The sequence below is a fragment of the Streptomyces sp. NBC_00234 genome (assembly GCF_036195325.1).
In the GTDB taxonomy this organism is placed as follows: domain Bacteria; phylum Actinomycetota; class Actinomycetes; order Streptomycetales; family Streptomycetaceae; genus Streptomyces.
Genome location: NZ_CP108101.1, coordinates 5,991,328 through 6,006,815 on the forward strand (window position 1 = coordinate 5,991,328; position 15,488 = coordinate 6,006,815).

Annotated in this window: 14 protein-coding genes; 9 read left to right on the plus strand and 5 right to left on the minus strand. The window is 71.5% G+C overall.

The window, feature by feature from the left end:
- Positions 1-10: 10 nt before the first annotated feature.
- Entirely contained in the window at positions 11-856 is an 846-nt protein-coding gene (locus OG230_RS26415) for an AzlC family ABC transporter permease (protein WP_443051382.1), read from the plus strand.
- The gene (locus OG230_RS26420; RefSeq protein ID WP_328906202.1) at positions 853-1,158 is read left to right on the plus strand and encodes an AzlD domain-containing protein; all 306 of its coding nucleotides are present in this window, start codon (positions 853-855) and stop codon (positions 1,156-1,158) included. The genes OG230_RS26415 and OG230_RS26420 overlap by 4 nt, the downstream gene beginning before the upstream one ends.
- 71 nt (positions 1,159-1,229) lie before the next feature.
- Here the strand turns inward: OG230_RS26420 and OG230_RS26425 are convergent, their stop codons facing one another.
- On the minus strand, positions 1,230-2,591 hold the full coding sequence (locus tag OG230_RS26425) for an MFS transporter (protein WP_328906203.1): 1,362 nt from the start codon (positions 2,589-2,591) through the stop codon (positions 1,230-1,232).
- Entirely contained in the window at positions 2,588-3,988 is a 1,401-nt protein-coding gene (locus OG230_RS26430) for an alkyl sulfatase dimerization domain-containing protein (protein WP_328906204.1), read from the minus strand. Before OG230_RS26430 ends, OG230_RS26425 begins: the two co-directional genes overlap by 4 nt.
- Before the next feature lie 147 nt (positions 3,989-4,135).
- Here OG230_RS26430 and OG230_RS26435 point away from each other — a divergent pair, with 147 nt between their 5' ends.
- The gene (locus tag OG230_RS26435) at positions 4,136-5,368 is read left to right on the plus strand and encodes a PucR family transcriptional regulator (protein WP_328906205.1); all 1,233 of its coding nucleotides are present in this window, start codon (positions 4,136-4,138) and stop codon (positions 5,366-5,368) included.
- Here OG230_RS26435 and OG230_RS26440 read toward each other — a convergent pair.
- The gene (locus OG230_RS26440; protein ID WP_328906206.1) at positions 5,361-6,275 is read right to left on the minus strand and encodes a hypothetical protein; all 915 of its coding nucleotides are present in this window, start codon (positions 6,273-6,275) and stop codon (positions 5,361-5,363) included. The two genes, OG230_RS26435 and OG230_RS26440, sit on opposite strands and share 8 nt — an antisense overlap.
- Positions 6,276-6,354: 79 nt before the next feature.
- On the opposite strand from OG230_RS26440, the gene OG230_RS26445 reads away from it, so the two are divergent.
- Together OG230_RS26445 and OG230_RS26450 are read left to right on the plus strand one after the other, a co-directional pair.
- Complete coding sequence (locus tag OG230_RS26445) at positions 6,355-6,549, plus strand: DUF3046 domain-containing protein (RefSeq protein WP_328906207.1); 195 nt, start codon at positions 6,355-6,357, stop codon at positions 6,547-6,549.
- A gap of 260 nt (positions 6,550-6,809) precedes the next feature.
- On the plus strand, positions 6,810-7,967 hold the full coding sequence (locus OG230_RS26450) for an AI-2E family transporter (protein WP_328911543.1): 1,158 nt from the start codon (positions 6,810-6,812) through the stop codon (positions 7,965-7,967).
- A gap of 16 nt (positions 7,968-7,983) precedes the next feature.
- On the opposite strand, the gene OG230_RS26455 is transcribed toward OG230_RS26450, so the two are convergent.
- Complete coding sequence (locus OG230_RS26455) at positions 7,984-8,892, minus strand: SDR family oxidoreductase (protein ID WP_328906208.1); 909 nt, start codon at positions 8,890-8,892, stop codon at positions 7,984-7,986.
- Positions 8,893-9,159: 267 nt separating this feature from the next.
- On the opposite strand from OG230_RS26455, the gene recA reads away from it, so the two are divergent.
- On the plus strand, positions 9,160-10,287 hold the full coding sequence (gene recA / locus OG230_RS26460) for a recombinase RecA (protein WP_328906209.1): 1,128 nt from the start codon (positions 9,160-9,162) through the stop codon (positions 10,285-10,287).
- A gap of 3 nt (positions 10,288-10,290) precedes the next feature.
- A complete protein-coding gene (recX, locus tag OG230_RS26465; protein ID WP_328906210.1) occupies positions 10,291-11,070 on the plus strand; it encodes a recombination regulator RecX in 780 nt (259 codons plus the stop codon).
- Between the two features lie 210 nt (positions 11,071-11,280).
- On the opposite strand, the gene OG230_RS26470 is transcribed toward recX, so the two are convergent.
- Entirely contained in the window at positions 11,281-11,964 is a 684-nt protein-coding gene (locus OG230_RS26470) for a DUF6197 family protein (RefSeq protein WP_328906211.1), read from the minus strand.
- A 209-nt stretch (positions 11,965-12,173) separates the two neighbouring features.
- Between OG230_RS26470 and OG230_RS26475 the strand changes: the two genes are divergently transcribed.
- Both OG230_RS26475 and OG230_RS26480 read left to right on the plus strand, forming a co-directional pair.
- Positions 12,174-12,896 carry an ArsR/SmtB family transcription factor gene (locus OG230_RS26475; protein ID WP_328906212.1) on the plus strand — a complete coding sequence of 241 codons (723 nt, stop codon included), beginning with the start codon at positions 12,174-12,176 and terminating at the stop codon, positions 12,894-12,896.
- Positions 12,896-15,463, plus strand: a complete 2,568-nt coding sequence (locus tag OG230_RS26480; protein ID WP_328911544.1) for an FtsX-like permease family protein — start codon at positions 12,896-12,898, stop codon at positions 15,461-15,463. Before OG230_RS26475 ends, OG230_RS26480 begins: the two co-directional genes overlap by 1 nt.
- The last annotated feature ends 25 nt before the right edge of the window (positions 15,464-15,488 follow it).

Genomic DNA, 15,488 nt, shown 5'->3' on the forward strand with positions numbered 1-15,488 from the left:
CGTTCCGGGCGTGGCAGAACAGACAGCACCCCCAGGAAGCGCCCGCTCGGTCGGCGGTACCGCCGACGGCCCGGACGCACGAGTGACCGGGGCGCCCGGCAGGGAGACGCCCGGTACCGCGCTGCCCGGCGCCGGTCCGGCCGGTGGGCCGAAGCGCGATGCGGAGGTCGTACGGGACGCGCTCGGCGTGGGTATCGCCGTCGGGCTCTCCGGATTCGCCTTCGGGGTCACCTCGGCCGGTTCCGGACTGACTCTTCTCCAGACCTGCGCGCTCAGCCTTCTCGTCTTCACCGGCGCCTCGCAGTTCGCCCTGGTGGGTGCGCTCGCGGCGGGAGGGAACCCGTACACCGCGGCGGCCGGAGCCTTCTTCCTCGGCGTGCGGAACGCGTTCTACGGCCTGCGGCTCTCGCAACTGCTCGCGCTGCCCCGGGCCGTACGACCGTTCGCCGCGCAGTGGGTCATCGACGAGACGACCGCCGTCACCCTGCCCCAGCCCACCCGACGGGCCGCCCGGATCGGTTTCACGGTCACCGGGCTCACCCTGTACGTCCTGTGGAACCTGACCACCCTGGTGGGGGCGCTCGGCGCCGAGGCGCTCGGTGACACCGACGCGTGGGGGCTGGACGCGGCGAGCCCCGCGGTCTTCCTGGCGCTGCTCGCGCCGATGCTGAAGAGCACCACGGAACGGGTCACGGCTGCTCTCGCGGTGCTGCTCGCCCTAGGGCTCCTGCCCGTACTGCCCGCAGGGCTGCCGGTCCTGCTCTCCGCGCTCGCCGCGCCCGTCGTGCTCTTCCTGATGGGGCGCGGACGCGGCGGAAAGACCGTGCCGACGAACGACGAGGAGCCCCGCCGATGAACGTCTGGATCGCCATCGGGCTCACGGCCGCGGGCTGTTATCTCGCGAAGCTCCTGGGGCTGCTCGTGCCCGCCGGAGCGCTGGAGCGTCCCCTCGTGCAGCGGCTTGCCGCGCTCCTGCCCGTCGCGCTGCTGGCGGCCCTCACCGCACAGCAGACGTTCGGTGACGGACAGCAGCTCGTCCTCGACGCCAGGGGAGCGGGACTTGCGGCGGCGGCTGTCGCCCTGGTCCTTCGCGCGCCCTTCCTTGTCGTCGTCGGGGCCGCCGTTGCGGTGACGGCCGGGGTGCGCGCCCTGGGGTAGGTGTCGGCGCAACGGTAAGGGGCTCGGTCCAATGGACCGAGCCCCTTACCGTTCGCCTCGCCGCCCCCCGCTCAGTGGGCGAGCGGAGCCGTCGGTGGCGTCTCCGGGACACCCAGCCGTGCCGCGTCCCTCTCCGGCCGCAGGAAACAGACCGCGCAGACGCCGGCCACCGCTACCAGCCCCGCCATCAGCAGGTACGCCGAGTGGTACCCGGCCGGCACCGTGGCGGCGGAGTCGACCATCCGCCCGGTGACCAGCGGGGAGAGAATGCCCGCCAAGGCGTATACGAAGGCCAGCGCGCCCAGGACGACTCCACGCTGCGTGGAGGGCGTGATCCGGGCGACGGCGGTCTGCGACACCGTCAGGATCACGTTCGTCAGGGCCATGGGACCGACCATCAGCGCGATCTTCACCCCCACCGAGTCCACCTCCGCGAACGCCGCGATCGCCACCGCGGCCACACACATCACCAGACCGCCCCCGAGCCCGGAAGCCCGCCTGCCGGAGCTCTCCTTGCGGGATGCCCGGCGGGCCAGCAGACCGTGTCCGAGGAGCACCACGGCGTTGCCGACAGCGGTCGCCGTCACCACCGCGCCGGACTGCCGCAGACTCAGGCCGGAGACCTCGTGCAGGTAGTCCGGTGCCCAGGTCAGTCCGGCCGACAGCAGCCAGTACGCGGCGAAGGCGCCGAACGCGGCCGTCAGCCAGGTGCCGGACAGCAGCAGCCTGCGGTACGGCACCGTGGGCGCGTCCCCGCCACCGGAGGCGGCCCGGCCGAGCGGCGGGGCGAGCGGTCCCTCCTCGCCGCGGAGCTGCCAGCAGACCGCCCAGACCAGGCCCACCAGCCCCACGACGCCGAAGGCCCAGCGCCAGCCCCACACATCGATCACCACGGTGAGCAGGGGAGCGGACACGGCCACCCCGCCGGCCGCGCCGACCATCAGCACGGCGGTCGGCAGGGTCCGGTCCTTCTGCCCGAACCAGCCGTGCAGATGGTGCACGGCGACCGGGGCGGCGGGTCCCTCGGCCGCGCCGAGGAGCACCCGGGTCGCCACCAGCGTCCCGAATCCGGCTGCGCCGAGCAGCATCGGCAGCTGGGCCACCGACCACAGCAGTGCCATGGCGAGCAGGAGAACGGTCGTGCGGACCCGGCGGGTCAGGAAGGACACCCCGAGAGCGGCCAGGCTGAACAGTGCGAAGAACGACGACTGTGCCGTGCCGAACTCGCCCCGGGTCAGCCCCAGCTCGTCGCGGATCGGACCGGCGGCCAGACCCATGACGGTCTTGTCGGCGAAGTTGACCAGCATGAACGTGAGCAGCAGCCAGGTGGTGCCCCAGGCCCCGCGCCGCACCCGGTCCGTGCCGCTGCCCGGGCCGGTGGCCCCGGGGCCGTCTGCCGCACGGGTCGGCGCCGCTCCCGGCGAGATACTCATCCGTCCTCCCCCGGAGCCCCGCCGCAGCCGCAGGAGTCGTCCTCCGTGACGCCGACGCTGATCATCCCGGCGGCGCGCCTGCGACCCTCGGGAGAGCGTGTCAGCTCGGTCTCCAGGTCCGTTCCCTCGGCCACCGCGGCCGATTCGGCGGACGCCCAGTTGAAGACTCCCCGGGCCATCGTCGACGTTTCGGCCACCGCACGCTCCGCGTACACCCGTGCCCGTATCCGCGCCACCGCCACATCGGCCGGGGCCGCCAGGGCGGCCGTCTCCGCGAGGTGGGAGGCGAGCCTCAGCTCCCCCTCCTCCAGCAGCTTCGCCGCACGATCGGCCAGGACCCCCGCGCCGCCCGCCGCCCGTGCGAACTCGGTGGCGACGTCGGCGTCCGGTGCGGGCTTGAGATGGGCCGGATTCTGGTCGTACCAGCCGCCCCAGAGCCGCCACAGATTGCGTACGACGAACTCGGGCTCGTCGTAGGCGGGATGCAGATACGGCTTCTCCAGCAGCTCCTGGGGCACCCGGACCCCGTGCAGCACGGCATCGAGGCGGTGGCCCGCGTTCATCAGCGCCCGCGTCTGCTCGCACAGCGACTCCAGGAGCCGCGCCGTGTCGTCGAGTGCCCGGTGGACCCGGTCCTTGCCGACGATCGGCACACCGTGCCCCGGGAGCAGCAGTTCGGCGCCGAGCTCCTGCATGGCACGCAGGGCGCGCGCCCAGTCCTCCGGGTAGCGCTGCACCTTCTGGGGGTTGCCCGCGTTGGGGGTGTTCCAGATGAAGAGATCGCCCGTGCACAGCGTCTTCAGTTCGGGCACCCACACATAGGTGCTGTCGTCCGTCTCACCCTTGGCGTGAACCAGCTCGAACGTCAGGTCACCGCGCTCGACGGTCATCCGGTCCCGATAGGTGGTGTCGGGGTAGCGGTAGGTGGAAGGCCAGTTCAGGGACGGGACGCCGAACTGCCGCCGGTTGATCCAGGTGTTGTAGCCCGCCGTGCTGACGTACCGGTCGAACCGTGCCGTGACCGCCTCGTGGGCGATCACCTCGGGACGCTCACGCCCCTCGGCCGCGGCCTGGGTGTCGAACGGGGTCACTCCGAAGACGTGGTCCACGTGGCCGTGCGTGTAGACGACCGTGCTGACGTGCTGCTCGCTGAACGCCCCTACCGCCCGGTGCAGCGGCTGCGCCGTACGGATGTCCCCGGAGTCCACGAGCACCAGGCCGTCACCGGTGTCGAACACCGCGACGTTGGCGAACGCGGGCAGGAAGCCGACCCGCTCGCGCACGGTCACCAGCCCTGCGTCCGAGTAGGCCCCGGAGAGGTGGGCGAACAGTGTGTCCTCACCTCGCCACACCCGGTCGACATAGCTGAGATAGTCCGTCGGGTTGTGCTCCGTCATACCTGCGGCTCCTTCGGCTGTACGGCGATGGCCAGGAACCCGAGTGTCAGCCCCGGAAGTGACGTCCGACACCCGCTCTCGTCACACCGTCGGGCGCTGCGTACTGTGATCCGTCACAAGAGCCGCCGGGGGACACAGGGAGCCGCCATGCCGCTGTCCGACGAGGCCAGGGCCCTCGCTCTGCGGTGCGAGCCCAAGGTCAACGAACTGGCCCGCCGCATGGCCCGCGAGTCCTTCGAGGAGCTTCCCGGCTATGCCGGGCTCCCGGGCGAGATGAAGGACCTTGAGGTCGCCGCCACCGCCCGGTACGGAGTCCGGCTCTTCCTGCGCCGGGCCGCCGATCCGCATCCCGGCCCCGGCGGGCTGCGGCTGTTCCGGGAACGGGCCGCGCAACGGGCCGAGGAAGGCTTCCCGCTCCACCTGCTGCTGCGCTCGCACGCGCTCGGGGCGTACGTGCTGTGGCAGGCGCTCCGAGACGCCGCGGAGCCCGGCGAGGAGGGTGCTCTCATCGAACTCGTCGACCTGCTGCTGCGCTCGCACCACAAACTGATGGGCGCTGTCGCGGAGACGTACCTGGACGAGCGGTCGGCCCTGGACGCGGAACAGCGTGAACAACGCCGCTCCCTGGTACGCGGTTTTCTCGACGGTGTCCTGGAGCCCCGTCAGGACCTCCTGGAGGAGCTCGGCCTCACCGGGCCCGCCCTGGTGCTCGCCGTGGCCCTGGAGCACTCGGCCGGTGCCGATTCCGGGGACTCGGTGACCGTGCGACGGCGGATGCGACGCGTCCAGACCGCCCTCGACCAGACCTTCGGGACGGAACTGCTGGTGCTGTTCGACGCGGGGGACGGCCGGGCCGTCGTACCGCAGGGAGGCGAAGCGCCCGCCGATCTGGCGCAGCGGCTCACCAGGGCCTGCGGGGCGGAGGTCCGGATCGCGACCGTCCGGGCAGACACTCCGGACACCGTCCCCGAGGCGTCCCGGACGGCCGTGGAAGTGCTGCGGGTGGCGCGCGCGTGCGGGCTGCCGCCCGGGACGCACTCCCTGGACGACGTCCTGCTCGAGTACCACCTCTCGCGCCCGGGCCCGAGCAGCCGGCGCATCGCCGCGCTGCTCGCCCCGGTCGCCGCCCGCCCCGAGCTGCTGCGGACCCTGCGCACGCACCTGGCGGAGCAGCAGGACCGGCGCCGCACCGCGGCCGTGCTCGGACTCCACCCGAACACGGTCGACAACCGTCTCGCCCGATTCGCCGAGCTGACCGGTCTCGACCTGGCGTCGCCGCGGGGCACCGCGCTCGCCATCGCCGCACTGCTGCTGCACGACACCGCCGCGGACGGCGCGGCCACGGCGAAGGGTGCGGGCACCCGGCGACGGATCAGCTGAGGCTGCGCCCGTACGCCCGCAGTGTCTGGAGTGCCCGGAGCGTCACGAGCGGGCGGCCCTCCAGAGCCGTACCGGGGGCCCACTGCCGCCAGGTGAGGGGCCAGCCGCCGTCCTCCTGCTGCCCGGCCGCCAGGTGGTCGAGCGAGCGGTCCAGCTCCTCGTCGGTGAACCAGCCGCGTGCGAGCGATCCCGGTGTGCGGGCGAAGTCGTACGGGAAGTGGTGCTCACCCGGTGCGTATCCGGGCGCCACCGGGTACTCCTCGCGCCGCTCCGGATCCAGAACCGCCAGCCGCTGGTCCCGTACCAGCCGTCCCAGACGGTCGGCCGCCGCTTCGGCCCGCGCACGGTCCGGGACATCGTCCAGGAAGGCGACGGCCGCCTGGATCTCGTACGGATGGGACTGCTCCAGCGCGTCGACGGCGGCCCAGCAGAAGTCGGTGGCCCGGAAGAGCCAGGCGTGCCACACCTGGTTGCGGTGGAGCAGCCCGACGACGGGGCCGGTGGCGAGCAGCTCGGCGGGAGGGTCGTCGACAACCGGGATGAACGGAGCGGCCGGGTAGCCGCGCTGCGAGGGGTGGATCGCGGGCAGCGCACCCTCCTTGGTCGACACATCCGTCAGATAGCGGCAGATCCGCTCGACACGCATGCCGGTGCACCGGCCGATCGAGTCGAGCACGCTCAGCGCGTGGGCGGTGTGCAGCGGCTGGCTCACGGGGCCGCGGAGATCGGGTTCCAGCGCGTGGCCGTAGCCGCCGTCCTCGTTCAGATAGGCGGCGAGCGCGGTCTCGACCGCGTCCGTGCTTCCGCCCAGGAACTCCTGGGCGAACCGCCGCTGTTCGAGGACGCGGGCCGTGAGCCAGATGAACTGCTCGGCGCGGGCGAGTGGATGTGCTCCGGTTCCAGCCATGGACCGACCGTAGAGCGGAAAGCGCTGTCGACAAGGCCGAGCGGCGAGGCTGCACTCCCAGGAGCGGGATAATGGATGCATGCGGTTGACGATTTTCTGGGAGCGGATGGCGGACCACTTCGGTGAGACGTACGCGGACTCCTTCGCGCGCGATCACGTGATGTCCGAGCTCGGAGGCCGCACGGTGCACCAGGCACTGGCGGCCGGATGGGACGCGAAGGACGTCTGGCGCGGGGTCTGCACAGCGGTCGGTGTTCCCGCCGAAAAGCGCTGACGGCTTCCCCGGCCGCGCACGTACGAACCCGGCACGAGCGTCGGCGTCATCCCCCGGACGAGCGGTGGGACCGGGTGTTGTTGACGGCGCCGGCCGTTCCCCCGCCGACGCCCAGGGGCGCGGGGCCGAGCACCACGAGTATGGGTGAGACTTGTCGGGTGGCACCGACAGACGAGACCGCTCAGACCCAGCCGCCCGCCTCACCGCCCGTCCCGCCGGCCGCGCCACCTGCGCCGCCTGTCGGCACCGGTCCGGCCCGGATGCCTGGCTGGCTGCCGCGGGCGATGGTGCTCGCGCTCGCGCTCTACGCCTGTTTCCAGCTCGGCAGCTGGGCGTTCGACCAGCTCATCGGCCTGCTGATCAACGTACTCATCGCCTTCTTCCTGGCCCTGGCCATCGAACCGGCGGTGAGCCGGATGGCGTCGCGCGGCATGCGCCGCGGCCTCGCCACGTTCCTGGTCTTCCTGGCCGTCCTGATCGCCGGAGCCGGCTTCGTCGTCCTGCTCGGCTCGATGCTCGCGGGCCAGATCCTCGACATGGTCGAGGACCTCCCGGAGTACCTCGACTCGGTGATCAACTGGGTGAACGAGACCTTCCGTACCGAGCTGTCCAGGGTCGACGTCCAGGACAGCCTGTTGCACTCCGACTGGCTGCAGAAGTACGTCCAGAACAGCGCGACCGGTGTCCTCGACGTGTCGACGACGGTGCTCGGCGGGCTGTTCAGGCTGCTGACGATCTTCCTGTTCTCCTTCTACTTCGCGGCCGACGGTCCCCGGCTGCGCCGCGCGCTCTGTTCCGTACTGCCGCCCGCGCACCAGGCCGAGGTGCTGCGCGCCTGGGAGATCGCCGTCGACAAGACCGGCGGCTACCTCTACTCCCGCGGACTGATGGCGCTGATCTCCGGTGTCGCGCACTACGTCCTGCTGGAGATCCTGGGGGTGCCCTACGCCCCGGCGCTCGCGGTCTGGGTCGGCCTGGTCTCCCAGTTCATCCCCACCATCGGTACGTATCTGGCGGGCGCCCTGCCGATGCTGATCGCTTTCACCGTCAACCCCTGGTACGCGCTGTGGGTGCTCGGCTTCGTGGTGGTCTACCAGCAGTTCGAGAACTACGTGCTGCAGCCCAAGCTCACCTCCAAGACCGTCGACATCCATCCGGCGGTCGCGTTCGGCTCGGTCGTCGCCGGTACGGCGCTGATGGGTGCCGTGGGCGCGCTGATCGCGATCCCCGCGATCGCGACGCTGCAGGCGTTCCTCGGCGCGTACGTGAAGCGGTACGCGGTGACGGACGACCCGAGGGTCCACGGCGGCCGGCGCGGTCGCCGGGCGGGGACGATCTCGGCGTGGATGCGTCGTGTGCTGGGGGCGCGCGGCAGCGGGGGCGAGCGGCCGGGCGACGGCCCTGACGCACGCGGCTGAGGCGTGGCCGCCGGGGTCAGCGGTATCCGGTGACGTCCGCGGGAAGGCCCGGGTCCTGGACCTCGGTGAGGTATCTCCAGGCGTCGGGACGGCTCCCGTCGATGTCGGTGAACCCGTAGACCTGCGCCAGCCCGCCGCTGGACAGCGACTCGCCGTTCCAGCGGGCCACGTCGGGGTCCTGGGCCAGCGCGGCGACGGCCCGGCCGACGAAGGCGGGACTCTCGGAAATGGCGAAGTGGGGTGAGTGCGCGACCGCGTCGCGCCAGTTGGCCTCGGTGACGCCGTGGGCCTGGAGCATGGCCTCGGACCTGAGCCAGCCCGGAGTGAGTGATACGGCGGTCGCCCGGTGGGGCTCCAGCTCGTGCGCCAGCGCGAACGCCATCCGGTTCACCGACGCCTTCGCCAGGTCGTAGAAGAACGAGACGCGGTAGGTGTGCGCGTTGTACTCGGTGGTGCCGTCGGTCACCTCGACGACCAGTCCGCCCGGCGTCTCGATGAGCAGCGGGACCGCGTAGTGGCTGGTGATGGCGTGGGTGTCGACGGCCAGCCGCAGGGTGTGCAGTCCGGTGTCCAGCGACGATTCCCAGACGGACTTATTCCACTCGATCCGGGCGCCCCAGATGTCGTTCACCAGGACATGGAGGGCGCCCTGCTCGGTCCGGATCCGCGCAACCAGCCCGCTGACCTGGGAGGGGACGAGGTGGTCCACCTGTACGGCGATTCCGCGACCGCCCGCCCGGTCCACGAGAGCGGCGGTCTCCTCGATCGTCTCGGGCCGGTTCATCTCGGAACGCTCGGACCCACTGGTGCGTCCCGTCACATAGACGGTCGCTCCGGCGGCACCGAGCTGGACCGCGATGCCTCGTCCCGCACCGCGGGTGGCCCCTGCGACCAGGGCGACTTTTCCTGAGAGAGATGTCCCCATGTGCCCGGAATCTAGCATGATGTCGAACACTCTTCATTGACTTGACCGACCTACGCTGTTATAAGCCGCTACTCTCGACTGGATGGTTCGGCGTGGTGCGCTTGACACCAAAATCGAACATCCATTCTCATGAGATTCCGGCCGGGTTTTCCCGGGCCCGACCGTGGAGTTGTCCACAGGCCGGGAGGACGTCGAGGCCCATTGTCAGTGGCAGGGGTTAGCGTCTTTGACGTGAAGCGATCGACTCAAGCAAATCGGGTGGAACCCATGGCAGGAACCGACCGCGAGAAGGCGTTGGACGCCGCACTCGCACAGATTGAACGGCAATTCGGCAAGGGCGCGGTGATGCGCCTCGGCGAGCGGCCGAACGAGCCCATCGAGGTGATCCCCACCGGGTCCACCGCGCTCGACGTCGCGCTCGGCGTCGGCGGTCTCCCGCGCGGCCGTGTGGTGGAGGTGTACGGGCCGGAGTCCTCCGGTAAGACGACGCTGACGCTGCACGCCGTGGCGAACGCACAGAAGCTCGGTGGCTCGGTGGCGTTCATCGACGCCGAGCACGCCCTCGACCCCGAGTACGCGAAGAAGCTCGGCGTCGACATCGACAGCCTCATCCTGTCCCAGCCGGACAACGGTGAGCAGGCGCTGGAGATCGTGGACATGCTGGTCCGCTCCGGTGCGCTCGACCTGATCGTCATCGACTCCGTCGCGGCCCTGGTGCCGCGTGCGGAGATCGAGGGCGAGATGGGTGACTCCCACGTGGGTCTGCAGGCCCGTCTGATGAGCCAGGCACTCCGCAAGATCACCAGCGCGCTCAACCAGTCCAAGACCACCGCGATCTTCATCAACCAGCTCCGCGAGAAGATCGGTGTGATGTTCGGCTCGCCCGAGACCACGACCGGTGGCCGGGCCCTGAAGTTCTACGCCTCGGTGCGTCTCGACATCCGACGGATCGAGACGCTCAAGGACGGCACCGACGCCGTGGGTAACCGCACCCGCGTCAAGGTCGTCAAGAACAAGGTCGCGCCGCCGTTCAAGCAGGCAGAGTTCGACATCCTCTACGGCCACGGAATCAGCCGCGAGGGCGGTCTGATCGACATGGGCGTCGAGCACGGCTTCGTCCGCAAGGCAGGCGCCTGGTACACGTACGAGGGCGACCAGCTCGGACAGGGCAAGGAGAACGCCCGCAACTTCCTCAAGGACAACCCCGATCTCGCCAATGAGATCGAGAAGAAGATCCTGGAGAAGCTGGGCATCGGTGTGCGGCCCGAGAGCCCTGCGGTCGAGCCCGCTGCCGACGCGGCCGTTGCCGTCGACGTTGCCGACGCCTCGGCGAAGTCCGTGCCCGCGCCGGTCACCAAGGCCAAGGCCACCAAGGCTGCGGCGGCCAAGAGCTAGGCCGTGACGCGTCGTACGGAGTGGCCGGGCAATGACGCCGACCCCGGCGCCGGCTCCGAATCCGTCGCAGGGGCGGCCCACGAGTCCGGGTCGGGGTTCGATCCCGGGTCCGGGGGCGACTTCCGGGGTGAGTCCGCCGGGCGGTCCGGTTCCCGTCGGGGGAGGGGATCGGGCGGAGGGTTCGGCGAAGGCCGGGGGTCGGGCGGGGGCACCGGCCGTCGTTCCCGCGGCGGCTCCAGAAGCAGTGGTTCCTCGTCCTCGTCGAGGGCCGAGAGGGAGGAACCGCAGGATCCGGTCGAGCAGGCGCGCAACATCTGCCTGCGCCTGCTCACCGGGACCCCACGCACGCGCAAGCAACTCGCGGACGCTCTGCGCAAGCGGGAGATCCCCGACGAGGCGGCAGAGGAAGTGCTGTCGCGGTTCGAGGACGTGGGGCTGATCAACGACGGGGCGTTCGCTGAGGCGTGGGTGGAGTCCCGGCATCACAGCCGGGGGCTGGCTCGCCGGGCCCTCGTCCGTGAGCTGCGCACCAAGGGTGTGGATTCCGCGCTGATCGACGAGGCGGTCGAGCAGCTCGCCCCGGAGCAGGAGGAGGAGACGGCCCGCGAACTGGTGGACCGCAAACTTCGCTCCACCCGGGGGCTGGACCGCGACAAGCGTCTGCGCCGCCTGGCGGGCATGCTCGCGCGCAAGGGGTACGGGGAGGGGATGTCCCTGCGCGTGGTGAGGCAGGCGCTGGCGGAGGAAGGCGAAGACACGGAGGGGCTGGACGAGCCCTTCTGAGCATGCGGCGGGCGGCCCGGGTGTGGGCGGGCCGCGTGAAGGGGAGTCGCCGGCGGGGGACGGCAGCGGCTGTGGGGGAACGGCCGGTGCCGGAAGGCGATGGTGTCCGGGGCTCGGGGCTCGGGGCTCGGGGCTCGGGGCTCGGGCCTCGGGGGGGCGAGGTCCGGCGGCGGGGGCCGGTCTCGGCCGGCGGGGTGACCGTGGGGGCGGTCAGTGGCCCGCGCGTGCGGCCCGCAGGATGGTGGCGTCGAGCAGGGACAGGGCATCCGCCGCGGTGCGGTCGGGATGGCGGTTCCACGGGCCGATCAGGTCCGTCCAGCCCTGCGAACGGAGCTCGGTGATCAGCCAGGCGCCGGCCCGGTCCACCGTGGCGAGGGAGCCGTACCCGAGACGGTGAGCGGTGAGGAGGGCGCCGCAGATGCAGCGGGCGCCACGGGCATTGCGCAGTCGGTACGGGGTGTTCTGCCAGCCCCACTCGACCAGGATCTGCCGGGCGTAGCCGAGGTGCGTGGAGGGGCGCACATCGGGCTGGCCGATCCGCCGCCAGCTGTGCAGACGCTCGGGCATGATCGCGCCCAGTCGCCCGGGAAGCCGCCGCTCGCGGGGCGGTGACGTGGGCAGCGCACGCAGGGACTGGTCGATGAGCTGCTCGACGGGTACGGACAGCAGGTTCCGCCAGTCGGCCGGTTCGGACTCCGTCCTCGATCCTGACCGCGCCCCCGGCTCCGGTCGGGGTTCCGCCCCTGGGTGCAGCTCCGCACCCGGGTCCGGAGCGGGTACCGGTTCGGTGGCGGTGTACTCCCAGCCCGTGATGATGTCCTGCCACACCGCTGTGTCGTGGAGGTGGGAGACCTGGGCGTCGAGCTGATCCGGGGTGAGGTGAGCGGTCTTCATCGGTGCGACATCTCCGTACATTTCGGTCCTCTGTGTTGAGGCGAATGTGCGGGGCCCGGGGTGATTGCTCCACCGGGGCGTGGCGTTCGGGTGTGTCGGCGCGAATTTCGGGCCGGGATGCGGAAGGCCGGGGGAGGGGATAACCCCCGTACGAAGAGGCAGGAATGCTCCAGTGCACAGGTCCATGTGCACAGAGCAGTGTGTGCGGTATGCCAGAGAAGCCCGGCGGTACCGAGATCACAGAGCTGGCTGCCCTCAAGGCGCTTGCCCAGCCGCGACGCCAGCAGATCCTTCAGCACCTCACCCTGAGCGGACCCGCGACGTCCGCGATCCTCGCCCGCGCTCTCGGGCTGAACACCGGATCCACCAGCTACCACCTGCGCGAACTGGCCCGGTACGGCTTCGTGGAGGACGCGACACCGGAGGACGTCGAGGCCGGCACCGCGGGCCTCGGGGGCTCCGACTCGGGCTCCGCCGCCGAGGACGCGGGCAGCAGGAGGCGACGGTGGTGGAAGGCCGTGCCGGGTGATCGGCGCTTCCCGCCCCGGTCCCGTCAGACACCCGAGACGCGGCTCGTCATGGACGAGCTCAACCGCCACGCGTACGCCGCGGACCTCGCCCTCTTCGAGCAGCTCCAGCGTGACGGCGGAGCCGACGAGCGGGCCGAAGGAGGGGCCGAGGACTGGGCCGATGCCTTCGCTTATTCGCGCGGTTCGGTCCGGCTCACCCTCTCCGAACTCCGCGCGTTCTTCGAGGAGTACATCGCGCTGATGAACCGGTACAAGCGTCCGGACTCCGCAACGCCCCCCGGAGCGCGCACGGTCCACACCCGTCTGCTCGCCTTCCCGGGTGCCGTCGAACCCGCAGGCCCCGCAGACCCCGCAGGAAACCGAACTCAGACAACACAGACAACAGAGACGGACGCGTCATGATGCTGCTGCGCTATGCCCTGCACACCGTCCGGGACCGGAAAGGCGGGTTCCTGGGAGCGTTACTGGCCCTCATGTGTGCAGCCGCCCTCATCACGGCCTGCGGCACGCTCCTGGAGACGGGTCTGCGCGGAAAGATCGCCACCGAACGCTATGCCGCCACGCCCCTCATCGTCTCGGCCGACCAGAACGTCCACCGGACGACCGTCAAGCACAAGGGCAACGGCAAGACGAAGGTCAAGCACAAGGCGAAGCCCGTCGCCGAGCGGGCCTGGTTGTCCACCGCCGTCGCGGGGCGGGTCCGCGCCGTCGACGGTGTCGGCACGGTCCTCCCCGAACTCACCTTCCTCGCACAGCCCTTGGTCCCCCGCTCGGCAGACGGCACTTCCGGCCTGCCCTCCTACGGGCACGCCTGGACCTCCGCGCCGCTCACCCCCTTCGCCCTCACCACCGGCAGCGCCCCTGCCGCGGCCGACGAGGTGGTGATCGACCGGGAGCTCGCCCGCCGGGCCGCTCTGCAGCCCGGGGACCGGCTCACCGTGCAGTCCACCGGCACCCCACGTCCCTACCGCATCAGTGGCATCGCAGCCCCCACTGCCTCCGACGCCCGCGACGGTCTGCGCCGGCAGACCTCACTCTTCTTCTTTACCGCCGAGGCCGAGCGGCTCGCGGCCCACCCCGGCCAGGTCACCGCCCTCGGTGTGATCCCCGCACCCGGAGCGGATCTCGCGGACCTGGAGCAGCGGGTGAAGGAAGCTCTCAAGGGCACCACCGCGCAGGTCTCCACCGGCGATGCCCGAGGACCGGTGGAGTTCCTGGACGCCGCCGGCGCTCGGATCAGGCTCGTGTCCATGGGCGGGGCGATGGGCGGCACCTCGCTCCTCGTCGCGGTTCTCGTCGTCGTCGGCACCTTCGCGCTCTCCATCCAGCAGCGGCACCGCGAGCTGGCCCTGCTGCGCGCCATCGCCGCCCCCTCCCGGCAGGTCCGCCGCCTGCTCTGCCGGGAAGCCCTGCTGGTGGGCGCCGTCGCGGGAGTTCTGGGAGCGCTCGCCGGACTGCCCCTGGCGAGCTGGCTCCACGGTCGATTCATCGACATCGGCGCCGTACCCGCCACCCTGGAGCGGACCTCCGGCATCTTCCCCGCGCTCGCCGCCGTCGCCGTCACGCTTGTCGGCGCGTGGGCCGCAGCCCGGATCTCCGGCAGCCGCATCTCCCGTATCCGGCCGGCCGAGGCGATGGCCGAAGCCGCCACGGAGCGCCAACGCCCGGCGTGGGGGCGGCTCCTCGCCGGTCTGGTCCTGCTCGCGGGAGGCATCACCCTCGTGTGTGTCCTCGCTGCCCTGCGCACGGAGGCCGCGTCGACCCCCGTCACCTTCCTGGCCGTCGTCGTGCTTGCCACGGCCGTGTCCCTGCTGGGCCCGTTCCTCGTCAGGGGAGCGATCGCGGTGCTCGCCGTGCCGCTTCGCCTCGCCGGTCCGGGCGGTGCCCTCGCCGCCTCCAACGTCCGTGGAAATGCCACCCGGATGGCCGCGGTCGTCACCCCGCTCACCCTGCTCATCGGTATGACCTGCACGGTTCTCTTCGTCCAGCCGACCCTTGCTGAGGCCGCACGTGCGCAGGCGCGTGAGGGAACCCGCGCCACCTCGGTGCTGGTCGCCGATGGGCCGGGTGTCCCGCCCGCCGCCGCGGAAGCGGTGCGCGGGATGCGGGGGGTCACGGCCGTCACCGAAGTCGTACGGACCACCGTCAGGGTGGGACTCGACAAGTACGCGGCCCAGGGCGTCACCGGTGCCGGACTCGCCCGCACCTGGGACCCCGAGATCACCGGAGGCTCGCTGGCCGACTTCGCGGCCGGCTCCCGTACCGCGGCGATCAGTGAACTCGCCGCCGACCGGCTCGACCTGCGCCCCGGAGACCGACTGGAACTCCACCTCGGCGACGGCACCCCGGCGCGCCTCACCGTCGCCGCCGTGTACGCCAGGGGGCTGGGCTTCGGTGATCTGACCCTGCCTCACGACCTCGTCGCCCGGCACGTGGACAACCCCCTGGCTGTCACCGTCCTGATCGCCGGGGACCGCGACCGTGCCGACATCGCCGGGCAGGTGAAGGACTTCCCCGGGGTCGCCGTTCTCGCTCCGGCCGCTGCCGACCGGCTCCAGGCGGACCGGCAGCAGCAGAACGCCGAGGTCAACTACCTGGCCATGGGGCTCGTGCTGGCCTTCACGGCCATCGCCGTCGTCAACACCCTCGCCATGTCCGTGTCCGAGCGGATCCGGGAGTTCGCGATGCTCCGGCTGGTCGGCGCGACCCGCCGTCAGGTGCTGAGGATGCTCCGGATCGAGGCGCTGACGGTCCTGCTGATCGCCGCGGTCCTGGGAAGCGGAATCTTCCTGGCCGTCCTGACCGCGTTCAGCATCGGCATGACCGGGAGCGCGGCGACCGCCGTCGCGCCGACGGTGTACGCGGCCGTGCTGGGAGCCGCCGCTCTGCTCGCCCTGGTGGCGACCGCCCTCCCGGGCCGGCTGGCGCTGAGGCCCCGCCCGGTGGAGGTGGCCACCGCCCGGCAGTGACCACCCCCGGAGGGCAGCAGGGGCT

Coding starts and splice junctions, on each gene's coding strand:
- OG230_RS26445 (WP_328906207.1), top strand. CDS start 6,355: ATGCGGTTGACGATTTTCTGGGAGCGGATGGCGGACCACTTCGGTGAG.
- OG230_RS26435 (WP_328906205.1), top strand. CDS start 4,136: ATGCCGCTGTCCGACGAGGCCAGGGCCCTCGCTCTGCGGTGCGAGCCC.
- recA (WP_328906209.1), top strand. CDS start 9,160: ATGGCAGGAACCGACCGCGAGAAGGCGTTGGACGCCGCACTCGCACAG.
- OG230_RS26455 (WP_328906208.1), bottom strand. CDS start 8,892: ATGGGGACATCTCTCTCAGGAAAAGTCGCCCTGGTCGCAGGGGCCACC.
- OG230_RS26475 (WP_328906212.1), top strand. CDS start 12,174: ATGCCAGAGAAGCCCGGCGGTACCGAGATCACAGAGCTGGCTGCCCTC.
- OG230_RS26430 (WP_328906204.1), bottom strand. CDS start 3,988: ATGACGGAGCACAACCCGACGGACTATCTCAGCTATGTCGACCGGGTG.
- OG230_RS26420 (WP_328906202.1), top strand. CDS start 853: ATGAACGTCTGGATCGCCATCGGGCTCACGGCCGCGGGCTGTTATCTC.
- OG230_RS26470 (WP_328906211.1), bottom strand. CDS start 11,964: ATGAAGACCGCTCACCTCACCCCGGATCAGCTCGACGCCCAGGTCTCC.
- OG230_RS26450 (WP_328911543.1), top strand. CDS start 6,810: ATGCCTGGCTGGCTGCCGCGGGCGATGGTGCTCGCGCTCGCGCTCTAC.
- OG230_RS26440 (WP_328906206.1), bottom strand. CDS start 6,275: ATGGCTGGAACCGGAGCACATCCACTCGCCCGCGCCGAGCAGTTCATC.
- OG230_RS26425 (WP_328906203.1), bottom strand. CDS start 2,591: ATGAGTATCTCGCCGGGAGCGGCGCCGACCCGTGCGGCAGACGGCCCC.
- OG230_RS26480 (WP_328911544.1), top strand. CDS start 12,896: ATGCTGCTGCGCTATGCCCTGCACACCGTCCGGGACCGGAAAGGCGGG.